The sequence below is a fragment of the Mesorhizobium sp. WSM4823 genome, from assembly GCF_055811195.1.
Genome location: NZ_JBVVQL010000008.1, coordinates 265,582 through 281,297, shown reverse-complemented (window position 1 = coordinate 281,297; position 15,716 = coordinate 265,582). Strand labels below are relative to the sequence as shown.

Here is a 15,716-nt window from a genome sequence, read left to right as displayed (position 1 = left end):
CTCAGCGCTTTTTGTGCAATGACCTTGGAAATTTGAGCGTCTGGCCATCCCGTGCGGCAAAAGCGCCGGCAAACCTGTCTTTGGCCAGGTTCTCGATCTGGTCGAGTTCATCGTCGGTGCGTGTCGGATCGTGGTGGAACAGCGCAAGCCCCCGCGCACCGGCCGCCTCGCAGAGCTTGACGCCCTGTTGCCATGTCGAGTGCCCGTTACCACGGCGGCGTTCCATTTCCTCCTCAGTGTAGGCACAATCATAAATGACGAGGTCGGCATCGTCGATCAGGCCGAGCACCGCCTGATCGAGTTTGTCCGGTTCGTGCTCAGTGTCTGTGATCACCGCCACGACGCGGCCGCCCCATTCGACCCGGTAGCCTATGCAGCCGCCCGGATGGATAAGACTGCCGGTTCGGACCACCACCCCTTCGCGCGGCCGAAGCACGTCTCCGGATACGAAATCGCGGCAGTCGAGCCCTGCCTTGCAGATATCCAGTTTCACCGGAAACCACGGCGGCCGCATGAACTCGTCGAGCATCTGCCGGGTCGTCATGCGTCCTGCAAGATGCCCGGACCAAAGCGTAAGCTTGACGCTCCGGTCATAGATCGGCGCAAAAAACGGCAGCCCGATGATGTGATCGTAATGGCAATGGGTGAAAAGCAGGTCGAAATCGGTCACGCTCGACGCCCGAAGCGCCCCGCCGGCAGGCCGTAGGCCAGAGCCCGCGTCGAACAGAAGCGTATGCTTACCGCATCGCATCTCAACGCAGATTGTGTTGCCGCCATAGCGAGCGAATTCTGGCCCCGATACCGAAATGCTGCCGCGCACGCCCCAAAACCTGACCAGGAAAACATCGTCGTCCATGGTAGCCCTTCGCAGTCCCCGTCACCCATCGTAGCCAAACAACTGGTGCTAGAGCAATTCCCGGAAAAGTGTGAAATGGTTTTCCCGCGAAAAGCGCGTAGCGCTTTCCCTTGGGAATTGCGTCAAAACAAAGAGGCGAGACAGGTTTTCTCCGGGTGACCTTCTCAGCAAGAGGACAGTGCCATCACGACGGTGAGGATCGAACGCACGTCTTCGTTATTTGGCGCTTCGTGCGTCGATCAGATCCGCGGTCGTATGGCTTAGGCGATCGGCAAGAACCCGCAATATCTCAATGGTCATTTCCGGGAACTCCCTCATAAGCCTCAGGAAATGATCCTTGCGGATTCTCAAGACTTCCAGCGGACTTGCCGCCCTGACGGTGGCAGTGCGGGAGCTGTTGCACAATATGGCGATCTCGCCAACAATCGAATTTGACTCCAGTTCGGCAACTTTTATCGGTCCACTGTCAGAATCGACCAGAATATCCGCCCTGCCTGAAAGGATGACATAGGCGGCGTCTCCCTCGTCGCCCTGCCGGAAAAGGATCTGGCCGGCGCTGTAGCTCACACGATCGGATGTGAACGCAAGCAGCTTGAGCTTTGTCGGCTCGATGGCGGAGAACAAGGGAACGCGTTGCAGCATTCCAACTTCATCCTTGAGCAGCATTGTCGCAAACCTCAAAATTCGCGTTTGCCAGACTAGAGCAACGGACGCTCAGATGGAATGTCCGTTACTCTACGACAACAGTTCCTTGAAGATACCGTTCCCTGCCAAAAGGGACTCGTGTGTTCCGTCTTCCACCAATTGACCCGAGTCGAAAACGATAACGCGATCGAACATCGCCGCCATAGCCGGATTCGTCACGACCCATATGATTGCCGGCGAATGGCTGTCGCGTCTGGCTTCCTCGAGCACGTTTCGCAGCACCTTAGTCTGCATGCGCTGGTCGAGCGCCGACAGCGGCCGATTGAGAATGAGAAAATCGGGACGCTTGAGCAGGGCCCGGGCAACATCGAGCTTCTGTCGCTGTCCACCGGTCAGCCGCCTGCCGCCGGAGCCGACGTTGAAGTCCAGGCCGACATCCAGAAGTTCGCCGTAGAGCCCCAGTTCGTCAAGTATGTCATAGAGGATAGAGCGTATGCGGTCCGGCGCGTCGGGATGGCTGGTGCCCACACGCCCGAACAGGACATTGTCCATCACGGTAGCCGCGGCAATGTATTTGGCAGGATCATATCGTTCGACGGCATTTTGCAGCTCGGGCGGCAGGTTTTCATAGAACCGGTTTCGTGCAGCGACGATTTTGCTCATGAGCTCGTCGCTCAGCAGGCCGAAGCGGTGCCGGGGCTCGATGTAGGTAAAGCTCAAGGTGATGATCATGGCGCGGTCGTTCTCCGAAACCGTCTCGTAGGGGCGGTTCTTGAGCCGTTGCAGCAAGCTTTCGTAGGCGGGTATCTCCTCGGCGCTCATGAAGGCGAGCTGCTGGAAGAACTGGTGATCGGGCGGCAGGTCGGCGAACAGCTCGATCGCCTGTTCGGCGATCTCCATGCCCATTTCGTAGAACGTGCGGTCGAGGCCGGCTTGCTTCAGCACAGAAGCAAAATAGGGATTGGCCGCCAGAGCCCTGTCGGCCAGTTCGGGGCCGGCGGCAGCGCCGAAGAGCAGGTTTTGGCCGATCGTTGCTTCCTTGTTGTACGCGCCCGGTTCGAAAGGAGCCACCAGTCCGCTCAGCCCTTCGTGCTCCAGCCGGGTTCGCAGCGCCGCACGCAGTTCGACGATCCGCCTGGCAAGCTCCGTGTGACGCGTGAGGTCGGCCGAAGAACGCAAGCCAAGATCCAGAATGTCGCGCGACAGAACAACCGCGTCGAGCACCCGGCGCACGGCTTCAAAGAGGTCGTGCGGACCGGTAGCGCCGGCGGAAGCATAGTTGATCCAGTCGCTGTGGATATCAAGCTCCGGATTGCCCGACCGACGCGCCTCGTCGATGTTCCAGCGTCGCTGGTCTGCCGCAGCACCCTCATAAGTCATCGATGTCAGCGGCGCATGCTTCAACCCGTAGAGCAGGTTATCGCGGAGGCTTGCCTGGAACAGGAACACATCCGACGAGGCATAGGACATGCGCCGGCCGGTCACTGCTTCGGGGAGTTCAAGCAGGTCGTCGGCGCCCGAAGCGACCCTTCCGCTGTCCGGCCGATTCAGCCGCGCGAAGGCTTCTGCAAGCGCCTCCGCTCCACCTGTTGTGGTGCTGACCAGCGCCACCGTCTCACCCGGCTTGACCTGGAGGGAGACACGATCGAGGAGCATTGCACCGCCATCGTCTGCCATGGACAGATTGATGGCCGACAGGGGGTTGGTCATTGGAGCGGGATCGTCGATCGTCAATGCCCCGATTCTCGGCGCGATGAGACCCTCGACGGTAAACTGTTCAACGACCTGCTGATATTTGACCTGGACATCCTGCCGCGCCTGATCCCAATCGATCAGTTCCTTCATCGGTCCGGGCAGGTCCTTGTAGGCGCCGATCACGGCCACGAGCTGGCCGACGTCCAGCCCGCCCTGGATGACCAGATACCCGCCGATCATGTAGAACAAAAAGGGCGTGACCTGGGCGAGAAAATTGTTGAGGAACTTCACCATGAATTTCCATTGGTAAAGATCGAAGCGGATTTTAAAGATAAGCCCGAGCCGGGCAGCTATGTCGGCCCGCTCGTAGTTTGATGTGTCGTGGACGTGAACCGCGCCGATGCCGTCGACGATTTCGCCAACCCGGCCCGAAAGCGCGCGCGCCGTCAACTGCCGCTCGCGCCCGAGTACGATCAGCCGCCGCCGCATTCGAGGGATGAGCACGATCTGGATCCCCACGATCACGGCCGCTATCATTCCCAGCCAGACGTTCTGGACCATGATGAACAGCATGGCTGTCAGCGCCTGGCCGCCGAGCAGCACCGGCTGCACGAAGGCATCGCCGATGAAGCCGCCCAGCGGCTCCACCTCGTCCTTCACCATGGTCGCCACTTCGGCGGATTTCACCCGCTTGAAGTAAACCGGCGGAAACCGCAGCACACGATCGACCAGATCGAAACGGATACGCCGCAGCATGCGTTCGCCGAGGCGGCCCTTGTAGGTGTTGATGTAGAGTTTGAACAGGCCGTTGATGATGACTAGCAAGAGAAACACAACGCTCAGGGCAAACAGCGTCTCCTTGCGGTCGAGCTGAAAACCGGAGAAGAACTGGACCTCTCCAATGAACGGCAGGTTATAGTGTAGCCTCATGAATGGCTGGGTCGCGCCCGGTTGCTCGAAGCCGTCACCTTGGATCGGGCCGTTGACGATGAGCTTCGGCAGGTCGAAGGACATGAAATACGGGATCATCGAAAGCACGACGATCATCAATATCCAGAGTTGCTGCTTCTTGGTGTGCGTCCAGATATAGCGGGCTAGGCTGGGTTCCATATGCGGCTGTGGACCCTTCACTTGGAAAGATACAGGATGTAAAAGCACCTGCTGGCGGATAGCGTATCGGCGATTTCTTCGTCGCCAGCGGCAAACTCGAAGCAGTGTATGGAGATCGTCTTGCGCTCAACGATGGACGGAACCTCGATGACAACGACGTGGGCGTTGTTGATCAGCGAAGAAAGCAACTGACCGAACGGTTCGCGGCTTCCGTAGGGTTTTGGCGAATAGCCGAGCGGCACGAGGCCGCAACTGCGCGGCTGGTGCTGGCAGATGAATGCCGATGCTCCGGACAGATGCAACAGGCTCTCTCCGGCACCGGGCAATGGCGAAGCAGCTTGCAGCATAATCAAGTCCGCGAATCCACAGGCTTGCGCGAGGCAAGATTGCGTTGTGTCGCCCGAAATCCCAACATACAAGGCGAATATGATGGATGTCACGCAACCACGCAATGCCGGCTTGGATTGGCACGAGCAAGCCTTAGACCTCACGCGGGGAATTGCTGCCTATGTCAACTGCCCTCTCGTGGCAGGGCTGGCGCGAGTCGTCACCAAGCATCCGAAGGCCGATATCGCCAACGCCTTCAACCATAAGCAGGTCGCCTGCAAGATGTGGGCGCTCGATAGGCTGTTCGAAAGCTGCGGCGGCCGGTTCGAGCGCATATGGGTTCTGGGTGGATGGTACGGCATATTGCCGGCAATGCTTTTCAACGACGCCCGCTTCGACATCGCGGCGGTCGATAGCATCGACATCGATCCCGAAGTCGCGCCGGTCGCCCGGACCCTCAACCGGGAAGCAGGCGACCGGTTCCGGGCGATGACGGCAGATATGTACGCACTCGACTATGCGGTCGGACGCCCCGACCTGACGGTCAATACGAGCTGCGAACACATAGCCGATCTGCGCGCCTGGCTTGCTCTGCTTCCGCGAGGCATGAATGTACTGCTGCAATCGAACGATTATTTCAGCGAGCCAACGCACATCAACTGCGTGGCTTCACTTGCAGCCTTCGAAGCAATGGCGGCGCTACGGGAGGTGCGTTTCTCAGGCGAACTGCCGACAAAAAATTATACGCGCTTCATGCTGATTGGAAGTGTCTAAGGCATTTCGCCAAAAGGGCGTAGCGGCTTTTGGGCAATAAGAACAAGGATTTGAAAGGCGTCGCGCCAATCTCAGAAAGACGCGACGCGCGTAGGATCTATCATGAACTTTTCGAAACCGCGCCCCACTTTTAGGGACCTGTACGATACCGCTCGCGCAGGATTTGCGCCGAGTGACGCGCGCCGTCCAGATCGAGACGATGCGCGGATGGCGTCGGTCCTACTAGCGCCTGTTCGATCGCTTGCGCCAAATCTTCAGGCGTCAGGTCATTTTCCATCAGCACCGTTGCAAGACCGAGTTCTTCGAGCATCAGGGCGCGAACCGTCTGTTCGGTTTCCCCGCCGGCTGCAAATGGGACGAGCAGCGAGCGACAACCCGCGCGCAGGACATCGCAGACCGTGTTGTAACCCGCTTGCGAGACTGACAGGCGGGCGCCGGTCAGCAGGCTGGCGAAATCCTGGCGGAACCGGAAGATGGACACGCCCGGCGTGGCATCGCGTGCGATCGCGTCAAACTCGTCTTTCGGCAGGTTTGGGCCGGTGATCAAACACCATTTCCACGCGTTGTTGGCATTCCGCGCCGCTGCGACGGCGGATCTGACAAGGCTCTTTCCGGCAGCCCCGCCGCCAACCGACACCAGAACGTCGAAGCGCTCGGAGGTCGCGGGCGATGGCGGCGCGGCAACGAGCCCTGTGTAGGTGACGTCGGCCCTGATCGCCCCAGCCAGTGGAAATGTCTTGTCGATGGTGGCGAAAGCCGGATCGCCGTGGACCATTACAAGGTCGAAATGCCTGTTGATGAGATCGACTGTTTCCTCGTTTCGGCCCGGCTTGACGCGTTCCTGAAGGATATCACGGACGGACGTCGCCAGCAGCGGTCGGGGCGACATCGCGTCGATGGCCTCGATCAGCGGCAAGAGTTCGAAACGCATCTGCCGGCGTCCAAATGGAAACGCCTCGACAATGACGATATCAGGCCTGCAATCCCGGAATGCCTGCAGCAGCATCTCTGAACGCAATTTCTTGAAATCATCGTCGATCGGGTTGCCCTGCAGGTCGACAAGTCCGGAAAATCCTTCATCACCGGAGGTGACAGGTGGCAAGGTTACAGACTTTACACCCAGTCCCGGAAACCCCGCGATGGGCGCTCCGCCGGTTACGATGGTTACGTCAAACCCGTCATCGACCAGAGCCGCCGCAATGCGGCTGGCGCGCGCGAGATGGCCGATGCCGAGCAGGTGCTGGACATAGAAGAAAACGCGCAGCCGCTTCATTCGGCCGCCCGCCACTCCCGCTCGAACAGTTCCTTGAGCTGTCCAATGCTTGCCATATGATCGAAATTGCCGCGCACGCGCCGCTCTGCGGCGTCGCCGAGGCGGGCGCGCAGTACGGGATCACGGATCAGGCGCTCTAGCGCCTGTGCCAGCGCAATTGGGTTTTCCGTCGGAACCAGCAGCCCGGTTTCATCCGGCGACAAGAACTCCGGCACGCCGGAAATATCGGTCGACACGCAGGCAAGCCGCTGGCTAGCCGCCTCCACCAGAACATTCGGCAGACCGTCCCGGTCGCCATTTGCGGTAATCCTGCAGGCCAGGGCGAAGATGTCGGCGCGGCGGTAGTGCTCAAGCACCTCCTCCTGCGCAAGCGCGCCTTTCCAAGAGACGCGACCATCCAGTCCGAGCTTTTGCGCCAGCGCCTTGAACCGTTCCAGTTCCTCGCCGCCGCCGATATGCTCGAAACGCCATGCCAAATCACTGGGCAAGAGGGCAAGAGCCTCCAACAAGGTATCGTAACCTTTCTTTTCAACGGCGCGCCCGACACTCAGAACGATAATCGGTTCGTCCGGCGCCGAGCCGTTATGCTGTTTTCGCGCCTCGCCGAAACTGCCGAAGCGATCAAGGTCGAGCCCATGATAGCTCAGATGCACGGACGAGTTGCCGTTAGCGAGTTTTTTCAGACGGTCGAAGCCGGTTTTCGTGCAAGTGACCGTCCAGCGCGCCGAGGAAAGCTTGCCAGCCAGATCCCAGTCCGCCGAAGTCCAGATGTCTTTGGCATGGGCAGAGCAGCTCCAGGGCAGCCCACGAAGCTGGCTGGCATAGCGCGTCACCGAAGCCGGCGTGTGCGCGAAATGTGCATGCAGCCAGCCCGCGTCTTCCGGCCATTCGGCCGCCAGCACGAGCGCTTGCCCGAACCGGCGCACGCGATTGCGCGTAAAGTCGCGGGGGATATCGGTAGCCAGCGTTCCGAGCGCGCGCCAGAAGCCCGGCCGCAGCAGATGGGCAAACAGCGAGCGAACCACGCGCAGCGGCTCTTCATGCAGATATTCCGGCAGATAATGGACGGGCGCTTTGATCTCGTCATGGACAGGGTGGCGTTTTGCGTCGGTCGGCCGCCTGAGCGCGACGAGTATCAGCTCGAACCCCGCACGCTCCAGACCGAGCAGTTCCTGCGCGATGAAGGTTTCAGACAGCCGCGGATAGCCCTTCAGAACCACGACGATCTTGCGATGTTGCAACTCAGTTCATGCCTTCAATGACCGAAAGGTGATGGCCGGCCCGCCGGTCGAGCAGTTCCGCGACGATTTCGGAAATATGAGGCAGCCCTTCCAGCGTCAGATGCGGATTGCTCTGCGATGGGCGGGGCCGGTCCGGAAGCACCTTCAGTGCATCGGCAAACCGCTGGGAATCCTCAGCTTCTTCCGGCAAAAGCATCTCGATGAGGCCGAGTTCGGCTGCGCGCCGTGCGCGGATCAGTTGTTCCTCGCGGGGCTCGACGCGCGGCACGATCAGCGCCGGCTTGTCGAAAGATAGTATCTCGCAATAGGTGTTGTACCCGCCCATCGCCACTACCGCCATGGCGCCGGCAATCAGCTCTTCCATGCGGTTGTCGAACTCGATCATCTTGATGTAGGGGATCTTGGACCCCTTCTTGAGCAGCTTGTTGCGCTTGCGCGCCGGCATGTAAGGCCCAAGCACGACCAGCGCCCTATGCTGCAATTGCGGATCCTGCTGATAGGCATCGATGACGTCGTGGATCAGATCGGCGCCGTCACCGCCGCCACCGGTGGTAACGAGGATATAGTCGCCCTCGGGCCGGTGGCCGGGCAACTCGTTCCGCTGCAGGCTCCGTTGCAGGAAACCGACGAACCTCATCTTTGCCCTGATAGCCGGCGGCACATCCAAGCCGGTCAACGGGTCGTAGAAATCCGGCGGACCATAGGCCCAGACCTTGTCGTAGAACAGCCCTATCTTGCGCATCACATCTTTGCGTGCCCATTCCGCTTCGAGCAGATGCGGCGCGTCCATCACCTCGCGCAGGCCAAGCACGAGCGTGGTGCCCCGCGTCTTGAGGTAGGACAGCGTGTCCTCGATCTCACCGCGCAGGCCGAGCGGTTCCTTGTCGACGATGAAGATATCCGGCCGGAAGGTCTCGGCTGTGTGGCGGATGATCGACTGACGCATCCTTAGCGTCTCATGCAGATCGATATCCTTTTCCAGCGAGGTGTATTCGCCGTTGCGCAATTTGATGACGCTGGGGATCTTCACGAAGTCGACACGGGCGCGGTAATCGAAGGCGCCAGCGATAGTCGCACCCGAAATGATAAGCACCTGAAGTCCGCGGAAATCCTCGACCAGCGAATGCGCGATCGTCCGGCAGCGCTGCAAGTGGCCGAGCCCGAACGTGTCGTGGCTGTACATGAGAATTCGAGCGTTTTGTACGTGCTGGGTCATTGTTGAACGTCTTTTAGAATTCTCGCCTTGAGGCCCGTGGGTGACCCCGCACGAAAACATCCTCGTGGGTCTACCGACCTGTTTTGAAACATGAGGGCGCAATTTTCAATCTGTATTACCACGAGGGTCTAAGGATGACGCTCTTCTTGATGGTGCAGTCAAGCTGATCGTCCGCTACACGACGTTCGACAATGTCGTCCAAAAGCTCATTAATCACTTCAAAGGGCAGGCTACTCGTGCTGCCCATCAATCTCTTGACGGGCGGTCGGTTATGATAGCAGTCGAAAGATTCTAGGCGACCCGCAGATCTGCCGCTCTGTCGCGCGTCTTCCCGCTCTTCGAACGGCGTCCAACGCCGTCAGGCTACCCCAACCTTCGCGACTTGTGGCATTCGAATGTTCGGTCGCGCGCTGCTCGAAGAAGTTAGCGCGCGACCAGTTCTCGGCGTCGATCATACGGTCGTAGATCGATTACTGCTCCTTCTTGAACAAATCCTGGAAGATGAGCTGGCCCCAAGTGCGGCCGCGTGCGTGCACCAGCGCGCCACCCTCGTTGAGCTTTCCCAGCTTGACGGGTGCGAACCCGAGTCGTTTGGCCAAGGCCGCCACGGGAGCGATCGCGTCGTCGTCGTCGCTCGACAGAAAGACGACCCGGTGGCCGCCCTCGACGATCGGATCGGTAGCCAGGGTGGCGGCAATCAGGTGATTGAAACCTTTCACGAGCTTGGCGCCAGTGAACGCCTTCGCGATGACGGCGGAGGACGGAAGGCCGTCCAGCTCTTCAGCGCCTGGAAACATGTTCGTCGCGTCGATAACTGTCTTGCCTTCCCAACTCGGCAGGGCCTTCGCAACCTCGCGGTGCTCCCCGAACGGGACCGCCAAGATGATTGTGTCGGCCTCGAGTGCTTGCCGCAGCGACTGGGCGACGACAGTGGGTCCGATCGCGCGAGCCTGCGGGGCCAACGCCTCGGGCGGCCGACGGCTCGCGACGGCCACCTTGATGTTTTTACGGGCGAAGGCGTGGGCGAGAGCCTGGCCTACCTTACCGAATCCTACAATCGCATAGCTCATAATACTTCTCCGATTCGTGTTGATATCGATTCCCCGGTCCTCAACGGCGCTGGGCTATCCGTTTCGCTGCATGGCGACCTCCGCGTGGACGTCTCGCCGTGAACGACTTCGGCGCGGCCGGACTGATCGTTCGGTGCGGAAGTCGTTCCACCATGGACACGCTAGTTCCAGCCGATCAGCCACTCCCCGCGATCCGGCGCGATTTCAGATGGCCGAGAAGCCGCCGTCGACAGACAACTCCAGCCCATTCACGAAGCTCGAATCGTCTGAAGCAAGAAACAGCGCGGCCGCCGCAATTTCCTCAGGACGCCCCATCTTTCCCCGCGGAATCAGGGATTCGAACATTTGCTTCGCTTCCTCGGTGAGAACTTGGTCCTGCATCGGTGTGGCGATCGGCCCTGGGTGCAGCACGTTCACCCGGATATTCCTGCCCTTGAGTTCGTTGAGCCACCCGCGTGCGAATGCGTGCAGCGCCGCCTTGCTCGCCGCATACACGCTGTAACCAGGAAAACCTTTGATCGAAGCAACTGACCCGGTCATGAAGATCGATCCGCCATCGTTGAACAGCGGCAACGCCTTCTGAACCGTAAACAGCGTGCCGCGCGTATTCAGGCCGAAGGTCGCATCGAAATGCTGCTCGGTAATCTCGCCAAGCGGAACGGCTTCGCCCGTGCCGGCGCTCGCGTACAAGACGTCGATCTTGCCCTTTTCTTGGCTGACTGTATCGAACAGGCGGTCGATGTCGTCGAGATTGGCCGCGTCGCCGCGCACGCCGGTCACGTTCCGGCCGATCAGCTTGACGGCCCCGTCCAGCGTCTCCTGTCTCCGGCCCGTGATGAAAACATAGGCGCCTTCTTCAACGAACCGCTTGGCGCTCGCCAGCGCCATGCCGCTCGAACCACCCGTGATGACGGCAACCTTACCCTCAAGCTTTCCCATGACTTCTCCTTTTCGTGTTGTCCGGACAGCATCTGCCCCGAGACCCTCGAAATAGGCCCGCCGGAGTCAGCCGTTGAGTGCGGAAGCGCGCACATCGGTGGTGCAAAATCGATCCGGCTAGACAGTCGCCGTCAGCCGAGACAATCGGTGTCCGTCGTTCGGAATTGGGCCGTGCTTGTCGACATAAGCTATGATTGACCGCCCGTACTGCTGTACGATGCGTTAGATACGGCTTTGGAAGGCGCGCCACGCGGTGCGGGATTGCACCATGATCGACTGGGACGACGTTCGCTACTTTCTTGCCGTCGCGCGCGGAGGCTCGGTGCGGGCCGCCGCCGAGGGCCTCGGGGTGTATCACTCGACCGTGCTGCGACGCATCGCTCAGCTCGAGGAACGCCTCGGGGCGCAGATGTTTGAAAAGCTGCCTTCGGGCTACCGCCTGACGGCTGCGGGCGAGGAGGTCCTCGAGCTCGCGAATCAGATGGAAGCGTCGTCGCACCAGCTGGAGACGCGCGTCTTCGGGCGCGACCAGAGTGTGCGCGGGCTTCTGCGGGTGACGTTGGCTCCGCCCCTCGCGACACACCTGCTCATGCCGGGCTTCGCCGATTTCGCGCTTCTGCATCCGGACATCGAGATGGAGATCCTGTCATCCGGCGAGCTGGCAAATCTGACCAACCGAGAGGCCGACGTGGCGATCCGCGTCGTCTACGACCGCAAAACCCTGCCGCTCAATCTTCATGGCCTGAAGGGACCGGAGGTGTTCGGCGGCGTCTACATGTCCGGCGATCGACTAGCCGCATGGCGCGCGGGCGCGCCTGATCCCATCCGATGGATCGTCATAAGCATTCATGGAATTCCGGATTGGGCCAGCGAGGGTGAGGTTCGCACCACGGGGGTTCCATTCAGGACCACCGACGGCGAGGCGCAGATCGTTGCTGTACGGCAAGGGCTCGGGATCACGACACTGCCGTGCTTCGTCGGAGATGCCGACCCCCTACTGGTGAGGGTGCCGGGCACCGACCTGCACCTGTACGGAACGCTCTGGCTTCTCACGCAGGGAGAGACACGCAAGACGAAGCGCGTGCGGCTCTTCACCGAGTTCGTATCCCGCAGGCTCGCCGCGTACGCGCCGCTTCTCGCGGGGCTGTCCATATCGCGCGACTGACGCCCGGCAGGTCGCCGGCGGCGCTGTCTCGAGCGTACCGCTGCAGCAACCACGCAGCCCGATCTAAATCTCGCAACGGGCTCTGGTCGTAGACAGCCTCGTGACGGTCTTTTTTCGGAACTGCCGGTACGGCTCGTCAGCGATCGCTTCATTCTGCTTCATCGGTCCAGTCGCCGAACATGGATGCCTCGGACAAGGGCAGAGTGGGAAGGGCCGCTTCACGTCAGCAACTGCGTTGGCACGCCGAGCGCTGGACCGGCCTCGCCGAGCCGCTGGTCGAGCGTGTGCACCGTGGCGCCATGCTCCGATGCAATGGCGAGATGCAGCGCATCGCCGGCCCGAAGCCCAAGCATATGCTGATCGGCAAACTTCGCCGCAGTCCGGAATTGCCCACCGGTCACGGCGAGCAGGGTGAAGCTCTCGGCGACCAGCCTATTGAACATGGCGAGCGCCCCAGCGCGCTGCTCCAGACTGATCTGGCTGGTCCGCAGCTTGATCGCCATGGCAGAAGACATTTCCGTGATGGTCCAGTCGCTGATCAGAAGCTGCGCCGCGTCCTGCTCCGCCAGCCAGGCCTGAACCCGCGGCGTCATCGCCTCATTGGAGAGCGCCGCGACGATCAGCGACGTGTCGAGATAAAGCATCAGTAGCGGTCGCCGTCCCGCATCGCTCGCACCAGATCAGCAGCGCTTTCAGTCTGCGGCGGCATAATCGCCGTCAGAGACCGGAGCAGGGCAGCATCGATTTGTTTGCGAGGCTTGGCCACGGCGGTGAGCCGTGCAACCGGCTTGCCGCGCCGAGTGATGTCGATTGAATCGCCTGCCTCGACCCGGTCGACCAACTCGCTCAGATGGGCCTTGGCATCTGCCAGACTGATTACATCCATACCATTCTCCTGACCATGTAGATGGTCATATACCCTGTTCAGCTTAGGAATTCCAGCGCGAGGAGAGATGGCGCCGCGACCGCCAAGGCCTCGCGGGTGGAATCGCTGACGGCCTGGGCGAGCAACGCCGTTGCATCGTCTTGAACCCGAGACGCTCTCATATCCGACGTCGGGACGGTTAGCGGCGGTCGTTTGCAATCAGTTTCGTCAGGCAATCACCCGTCTGGCTGTCGGGCACGCCGAGATCTCTGACACTGTCCATGTGGTTGCGGTTCGTGAGAACAAGCGACGTTACCGGCGAACCCTGCTGCAGCAGGTTCTCTTTGAATCTACCTGCTTGCTGATGGAAAGGCGGCGTCTCATTGGCGCCAACCAGAACCGTCGCCTTGGTTTGAGGATCATGCCGATGCGCAAGCGGTGTAAACAGGGCGACTTCCTCATCGGTGATTCCAATCTCGTTGGCGAGAAAGGAGGTCTGGAGCGGTTTCAGATCGTAGAGCCCGCCGAGCAGAAGAGCTGCCCGTACATTCGAGCGGGTATGCTCGCCGTTGAACAGAAACGTTGAAAGATGTGCTCCGGCCGAATGACCACTAACAGTCAGGTTTGCGGGATCTCCGCCCCAGTCATGGATATTGTCCAGAACCCACTGCTTGGCGCGGCGCACCTGCTCGACGATCGTAGCCATCCTGACCTTGGGCATCAGCGCATAGTCGACGATGACGGCAATAGCACCGGCCTGGGTAATCGTCGTCGCGACGTATGAATAGTCGCGCTTGGAGAACATTCTCCAATAGCCGCCGTGGATGAACATATGCACCGGCAGGCCGCTTCTTTTCCCCGAGGGAAAGAACAGGTCCACGGTTTCGGCCTGATCCGGTCCATAGGCCACGTCCGCAGCCGTTGGAATGGTTGCGCGGACGGACTCGCTGCGGCGAACGATGTCCTGGACGATTTGATCGAAATCGGCGACATGGTCGCGGATGCGGAACGGATCGCTTTGCACTCTTCCCCCCGCTCAAATGCTTACAGCGATATATTTCGCTTCCATGAACTCCGCGATGCCGTGATGTTGTCCGCCTTCACGCCCAAGCCCACTTTGCTTTACCCCGCCAAACGGCGCAGCGGGATCGGACATTAGACCCCGGTTAAGCCCGATCATCCCGGCTTCGATCTTCGACGCCACCCGCATTCCACGCGCAAGATCGCGCGTGTAGATGTAGGCGGCGAGACCATATTCGGTGTCGTTGGCGCGCGCGATGGCGTCGGCTTCCGTTTCGAATATCGAGATCGGCGCCACCGGCCCAAAAATTTCCTCGTGCGCCATCTCGGCCTCGGCCGGGACGTCGCAGAGCACGGTCGGTGGATAGTAATATCCCGTTCCCGAGCCTGCCTTGCCCCCGCACAGCACCCGCGCGCCACGGGCGACAGCATCGTTGACCAGACGGTCGATCTTGTCGACGGCCTTCCTGGTGATCATCGGCCCGCACTCCGTGGCCGCGTCCGTACCAGCGCCGACCTTGAGTGACGACATCCGCCTGGCGAGGCTTTCGCTAAAAGCATCGTAAACGCCGGACTGGACATAGATGCGGTTTGCAGCCGTGCAGGCCTCGCCGGCGTTGCGCATCTTCGCCACTATCGCCCCATCGACCGCCGCGTCGAGGTCCGCGTCATCGAACACAAGGAAGGGCGCGTTGCCGCCAAGTTCCATCGAGCACGAAACCACATGCTTTGCAGCCTCGGCCAACAGAACGCGCCCGATACCTGTCGAGCCGGTAAAGGAGAGCTTCCGCACCCTGGGATCGGCCAGCATCGCGGCCGTCAAAGGGCCGGGATTGGAGGTTGTCAGAACATTCACCACACCTGGCGGAACGCCGGCTTCCTGGTAGAGCGCGGCAAGCGCGTAGGCCGTGAGCGGGGTCTCGCTGGCCGGCTTTAAGATTACCGTGCACCCGGCAGCCAGGGCGGGCGCGATCTTGCGCGTCGCCATGGCGGCAGGGAAATTCCAGGGTGTGACAAGGACGCATATGCCGATGGGCTCGTAGTCGACTACGATCCGGTTCGTGCCGGAAGGCGCAATCCCGTATTCACCGGTGATGCGAACGGCTTCCTCGGCATTCCAGCGAAAGAACTCCGCGGCATAGGCGATCTCGCCACGCGCGTCCCGGAGTGCCTTGCCGTTTTCCAGCGAGATCAGGGTTGCCAGCGTCTCGGAACGTTGCGTCATCAGCTCGAAGCAGCGTCTGAGGATTTCGGAACGCTTGCGGGGCGGCGTTGTGCGCCAGCCATCGGCGGCCTTGGCCGCAGCCTCCACGGCCGCCGCGGCATCTTCGATCGTCGCGTCAGGAACGGCGGCGATCACCGCCTCTGTGGAAGGGTCCAATACCTGGATTTCCCGGCCGTCCGCGGATTGCCTCCACTGGCCGCCGATATACAAGCCGTGGGAGAATCTGTGGAAGTCGGCAGTGTCCTGATCGTCCTCCAGGACCGGATGAGATATGTTCATGGCCTGCTCCTCGATT

General features: G+C 60.7%; 15 protein-coding genes. 2 read left to right on the top strand and 13 right to left on the bottom strand.

From position 1 onward, the window contains the following. Position 1 precedes the first annotated feature (1 nt). The 4 genes from AC0L26_RS21280 to AC0L26_RS21265 form a co-directional block, all read right to left on the bottom strand. Positions 2 to 856 carry an MBL fold metallo-hydrolase gene (locus AC0L26_RS21280; RefSeq protein ID WP_473634354.1) on the bottom strand — a complete coding sequence of 285 codons (855 nt, stop codon included), beginning with the start codon at positions 854 to 856 and terminating at the stop codon, positions 2 to 4. A 216-nt stretch (positions 857 to 1,072) separates the two neighbouring features. Next, complete coding sequence (locus AC0L26_RS21275; protein WP_352936192.1) at positions 1,073 to 1,522, bottom strand: cyclic nucleotide-binding domain-containing protein; 450 nt, start codon at positions 1,520 to 1,522, stop codon at positions 1,073 to 1,075. Between the two features lie 69 nt (positions 1,523 to 1,591). After that, complete coding sequence (locus AC0L26_RS21270; RefSeq protein ID WP_473634353.1) at positions 1,592 to 4,306, bottom strand: ABC transporter transmembrane domain-containing protein; 2,715 nt, start codon at positions 4,304 to 4,306, stop codon at positions 1,592 to 1,594. A gap of 17 nt (positions 4,307 to 4,323) precedes the next feature. Then, positions 4,324 to 4,746: a hypothetical protein gene (locus AC0L26_RS21265; RefSeq protein WP_473634352.1), complete on the bottom strand. Its 423-nt coding sequence runs from the start codon at positions 4,744 to 4,746 to the stop codon at positions 4,324 to 4,326. Here AC0L26_RS21265 and AC0L26_RS21260 point away from each other — a divergent pair. Next, positions 4,736 to 5,407, top strand: coding sequence for a methyltransferase domain-containing protein (locus tag AC0L26_RS21260; RefSeq protein WP_473634351.1), 672 nt, complete (start codon positions 4,736 to 4,738; stop codon positions 5,405 to 5,407). The genes AC0L26_RS21265 and AC0L26_RS21260 overlap by 11 nt on opposite strands. 130 nt (positions 5,408 to 5,537) lie before the next feature. On the opposite strand, the gene AC0L26_RS21255 is transcribed toward AC0L26_RS21260, so the two are convergent. The 5 genes from AC0L26_RS21255 to AC0L26_RS21235 all read right to left on the bottom strand — a co-directional run bounded on the left by AC0L26_RS21255 (position 5,538) and on the right by AC0L26_RS21235 (position 11,146). Beyond that, positions 5,538 to 6,680 carry a glycosyltransferase family protein gene (locus tag AC0L26_RS21255; RefSeq protein WP_473634350.1) on the bottom strand — a complete coding sequence of 381 codons (1,143 nt, stop codon included), beginning with the start codon at positions 6,678 to 6,680 and terminating at the stop codon, positions 5,538 to 5,540. After that, on the bottom strand, positions 6,677 to 7,921 hold the full coding sequence (locus tag AC0L26_RS21250; protein WP_473634349.1) for a glycosyltransferase: 1,245 nt from the start codon (positions 7,919 to 7,921) through the stop codon (positions 6,677 to 6,679). The genes AC0L26_RS21255 and AC0L26_RS21250 overlap by 4 nt, the downstream gene beginning before the upstream one ends. 1 nt (position 7,922) lies before the next feature. Then, positions 7,923 to 9,137, bottom strand: a complete 1,215-nt coding sequence (locus tag AC0L26_RS21245) for a glycosyltransferase family protein (RefSeq protein ID WP_473634348.1) — start codon at positions 9,135 to 9,137, stop codon at positions 7,923 to 7,925. Positions 9,138 to 9,607: 470 nt separating this feature from the next. After that, a complete protein-coding gene (locus AC0L26_RS21240; RefSeq protein WP_473634347.1) occupies positions 9,608 to 10,207 on the bottom strand; it encodes an NADPH-dependent F420 reductase in 600 nt (199 codons plus the stop codon). Positions 10,208 to 10,411: 204 nt separating this feature from the next. Next, positions 10,412 to 11,146: an SDR family NAD(P)-dependent oxidoreductase gene (locus tag AC0L26_RS21235; protein WP_473634346.1), complete on the bottom strand. Its 735-nt coding sequence runs from the start codon at positions 11,144 to 11,146 to the stop codon at positions 10,412 to 10,414. 268 nt (positions 11,147 to 11,414) lie between these two features. Here AC0L26_RS21235 and AC0L26_RS21230 point away from each other — a divergent pair, with 268 nt between their 5' ends. Further along, on the top strand, positions 11,415 to 12,311 hold the full coding sequence (locus AC0L26_RS21230; RefSeq protein WP_473634345.1) for a LysR family transcriptional regulator: 897 nt from the start codon (positions 11,415 to 11,417) through the stop codon (positions 12,309 to 12,311). A gap of 218 nt (positions 12,312 to 12,529) precedes the next feature. Here the strand turns inward: AC0L26_RS21230 and AC0L26_RS21225 are convergent, their stop codons facing one another. From AC0L26_RS21225 to AC0L26_RS21210, 4 genes are all read right to left on the bottom strand, one after another. Then, positions 12,530 to 12,955: a type II toxin-antitoxin system VapC family toxin gene (locus AC0L26_RS21225; protein WP_473634344.1), complete on the bottom strand. Its 426-nt coding sequence runs from the start codon at positions 12,953 to 12,955 to the stop codon at positions 12,530 to 12,532. After that, positions 12,955 to 13,197 carry a type II toxin-antitoxin system Phd/YefM family antitoxin gene (locus tag AC0L26_RS21220; RefSeq protein WP_352936211.1) on the bottom strand — a complete coding sequence of 81 codons (243 nt, stop codon included), beginning with the start codon at positions 13,195 to 13,197 and terminating at the stop codon, positions 12,955 to 12,957. The genes AC0L26_RS21225 and AC0L26_RS21220 overlap by 1 nt, the downstream gene beginning before the upstream one ends. A 178-nt stretch (positions 13,198 to 13,375) precedes the next feature. Next, entirely contained in the window at positions 13,376 to 14,200 is an 825-nt protein-coding gene (locus AC0L26_RS21215) for an alpha/beta hydrolase (protein WP_473634343.1), read from the bottom strand. A 12-nt stretch (positions 14,201 to 14,212) separates the two neighbouring features. Further along, positions 14,213 to 15,700 carry an NAD-dependent succinate-semialdehyde dehydrogenase gene (locus tag AC0L26_RS21210; RefSeq protein WP_473634342.1) on the bottom strand — a complete coding sequence of 496 codons (1,488 nt, stop codon included), beginning with the start codon at positions 15,698 to 15,700 and terminating at the stop codon, positions 14,213 to 14,215. Positions 15,701 to 15,716: the final 16 nt, after the last annotated feature.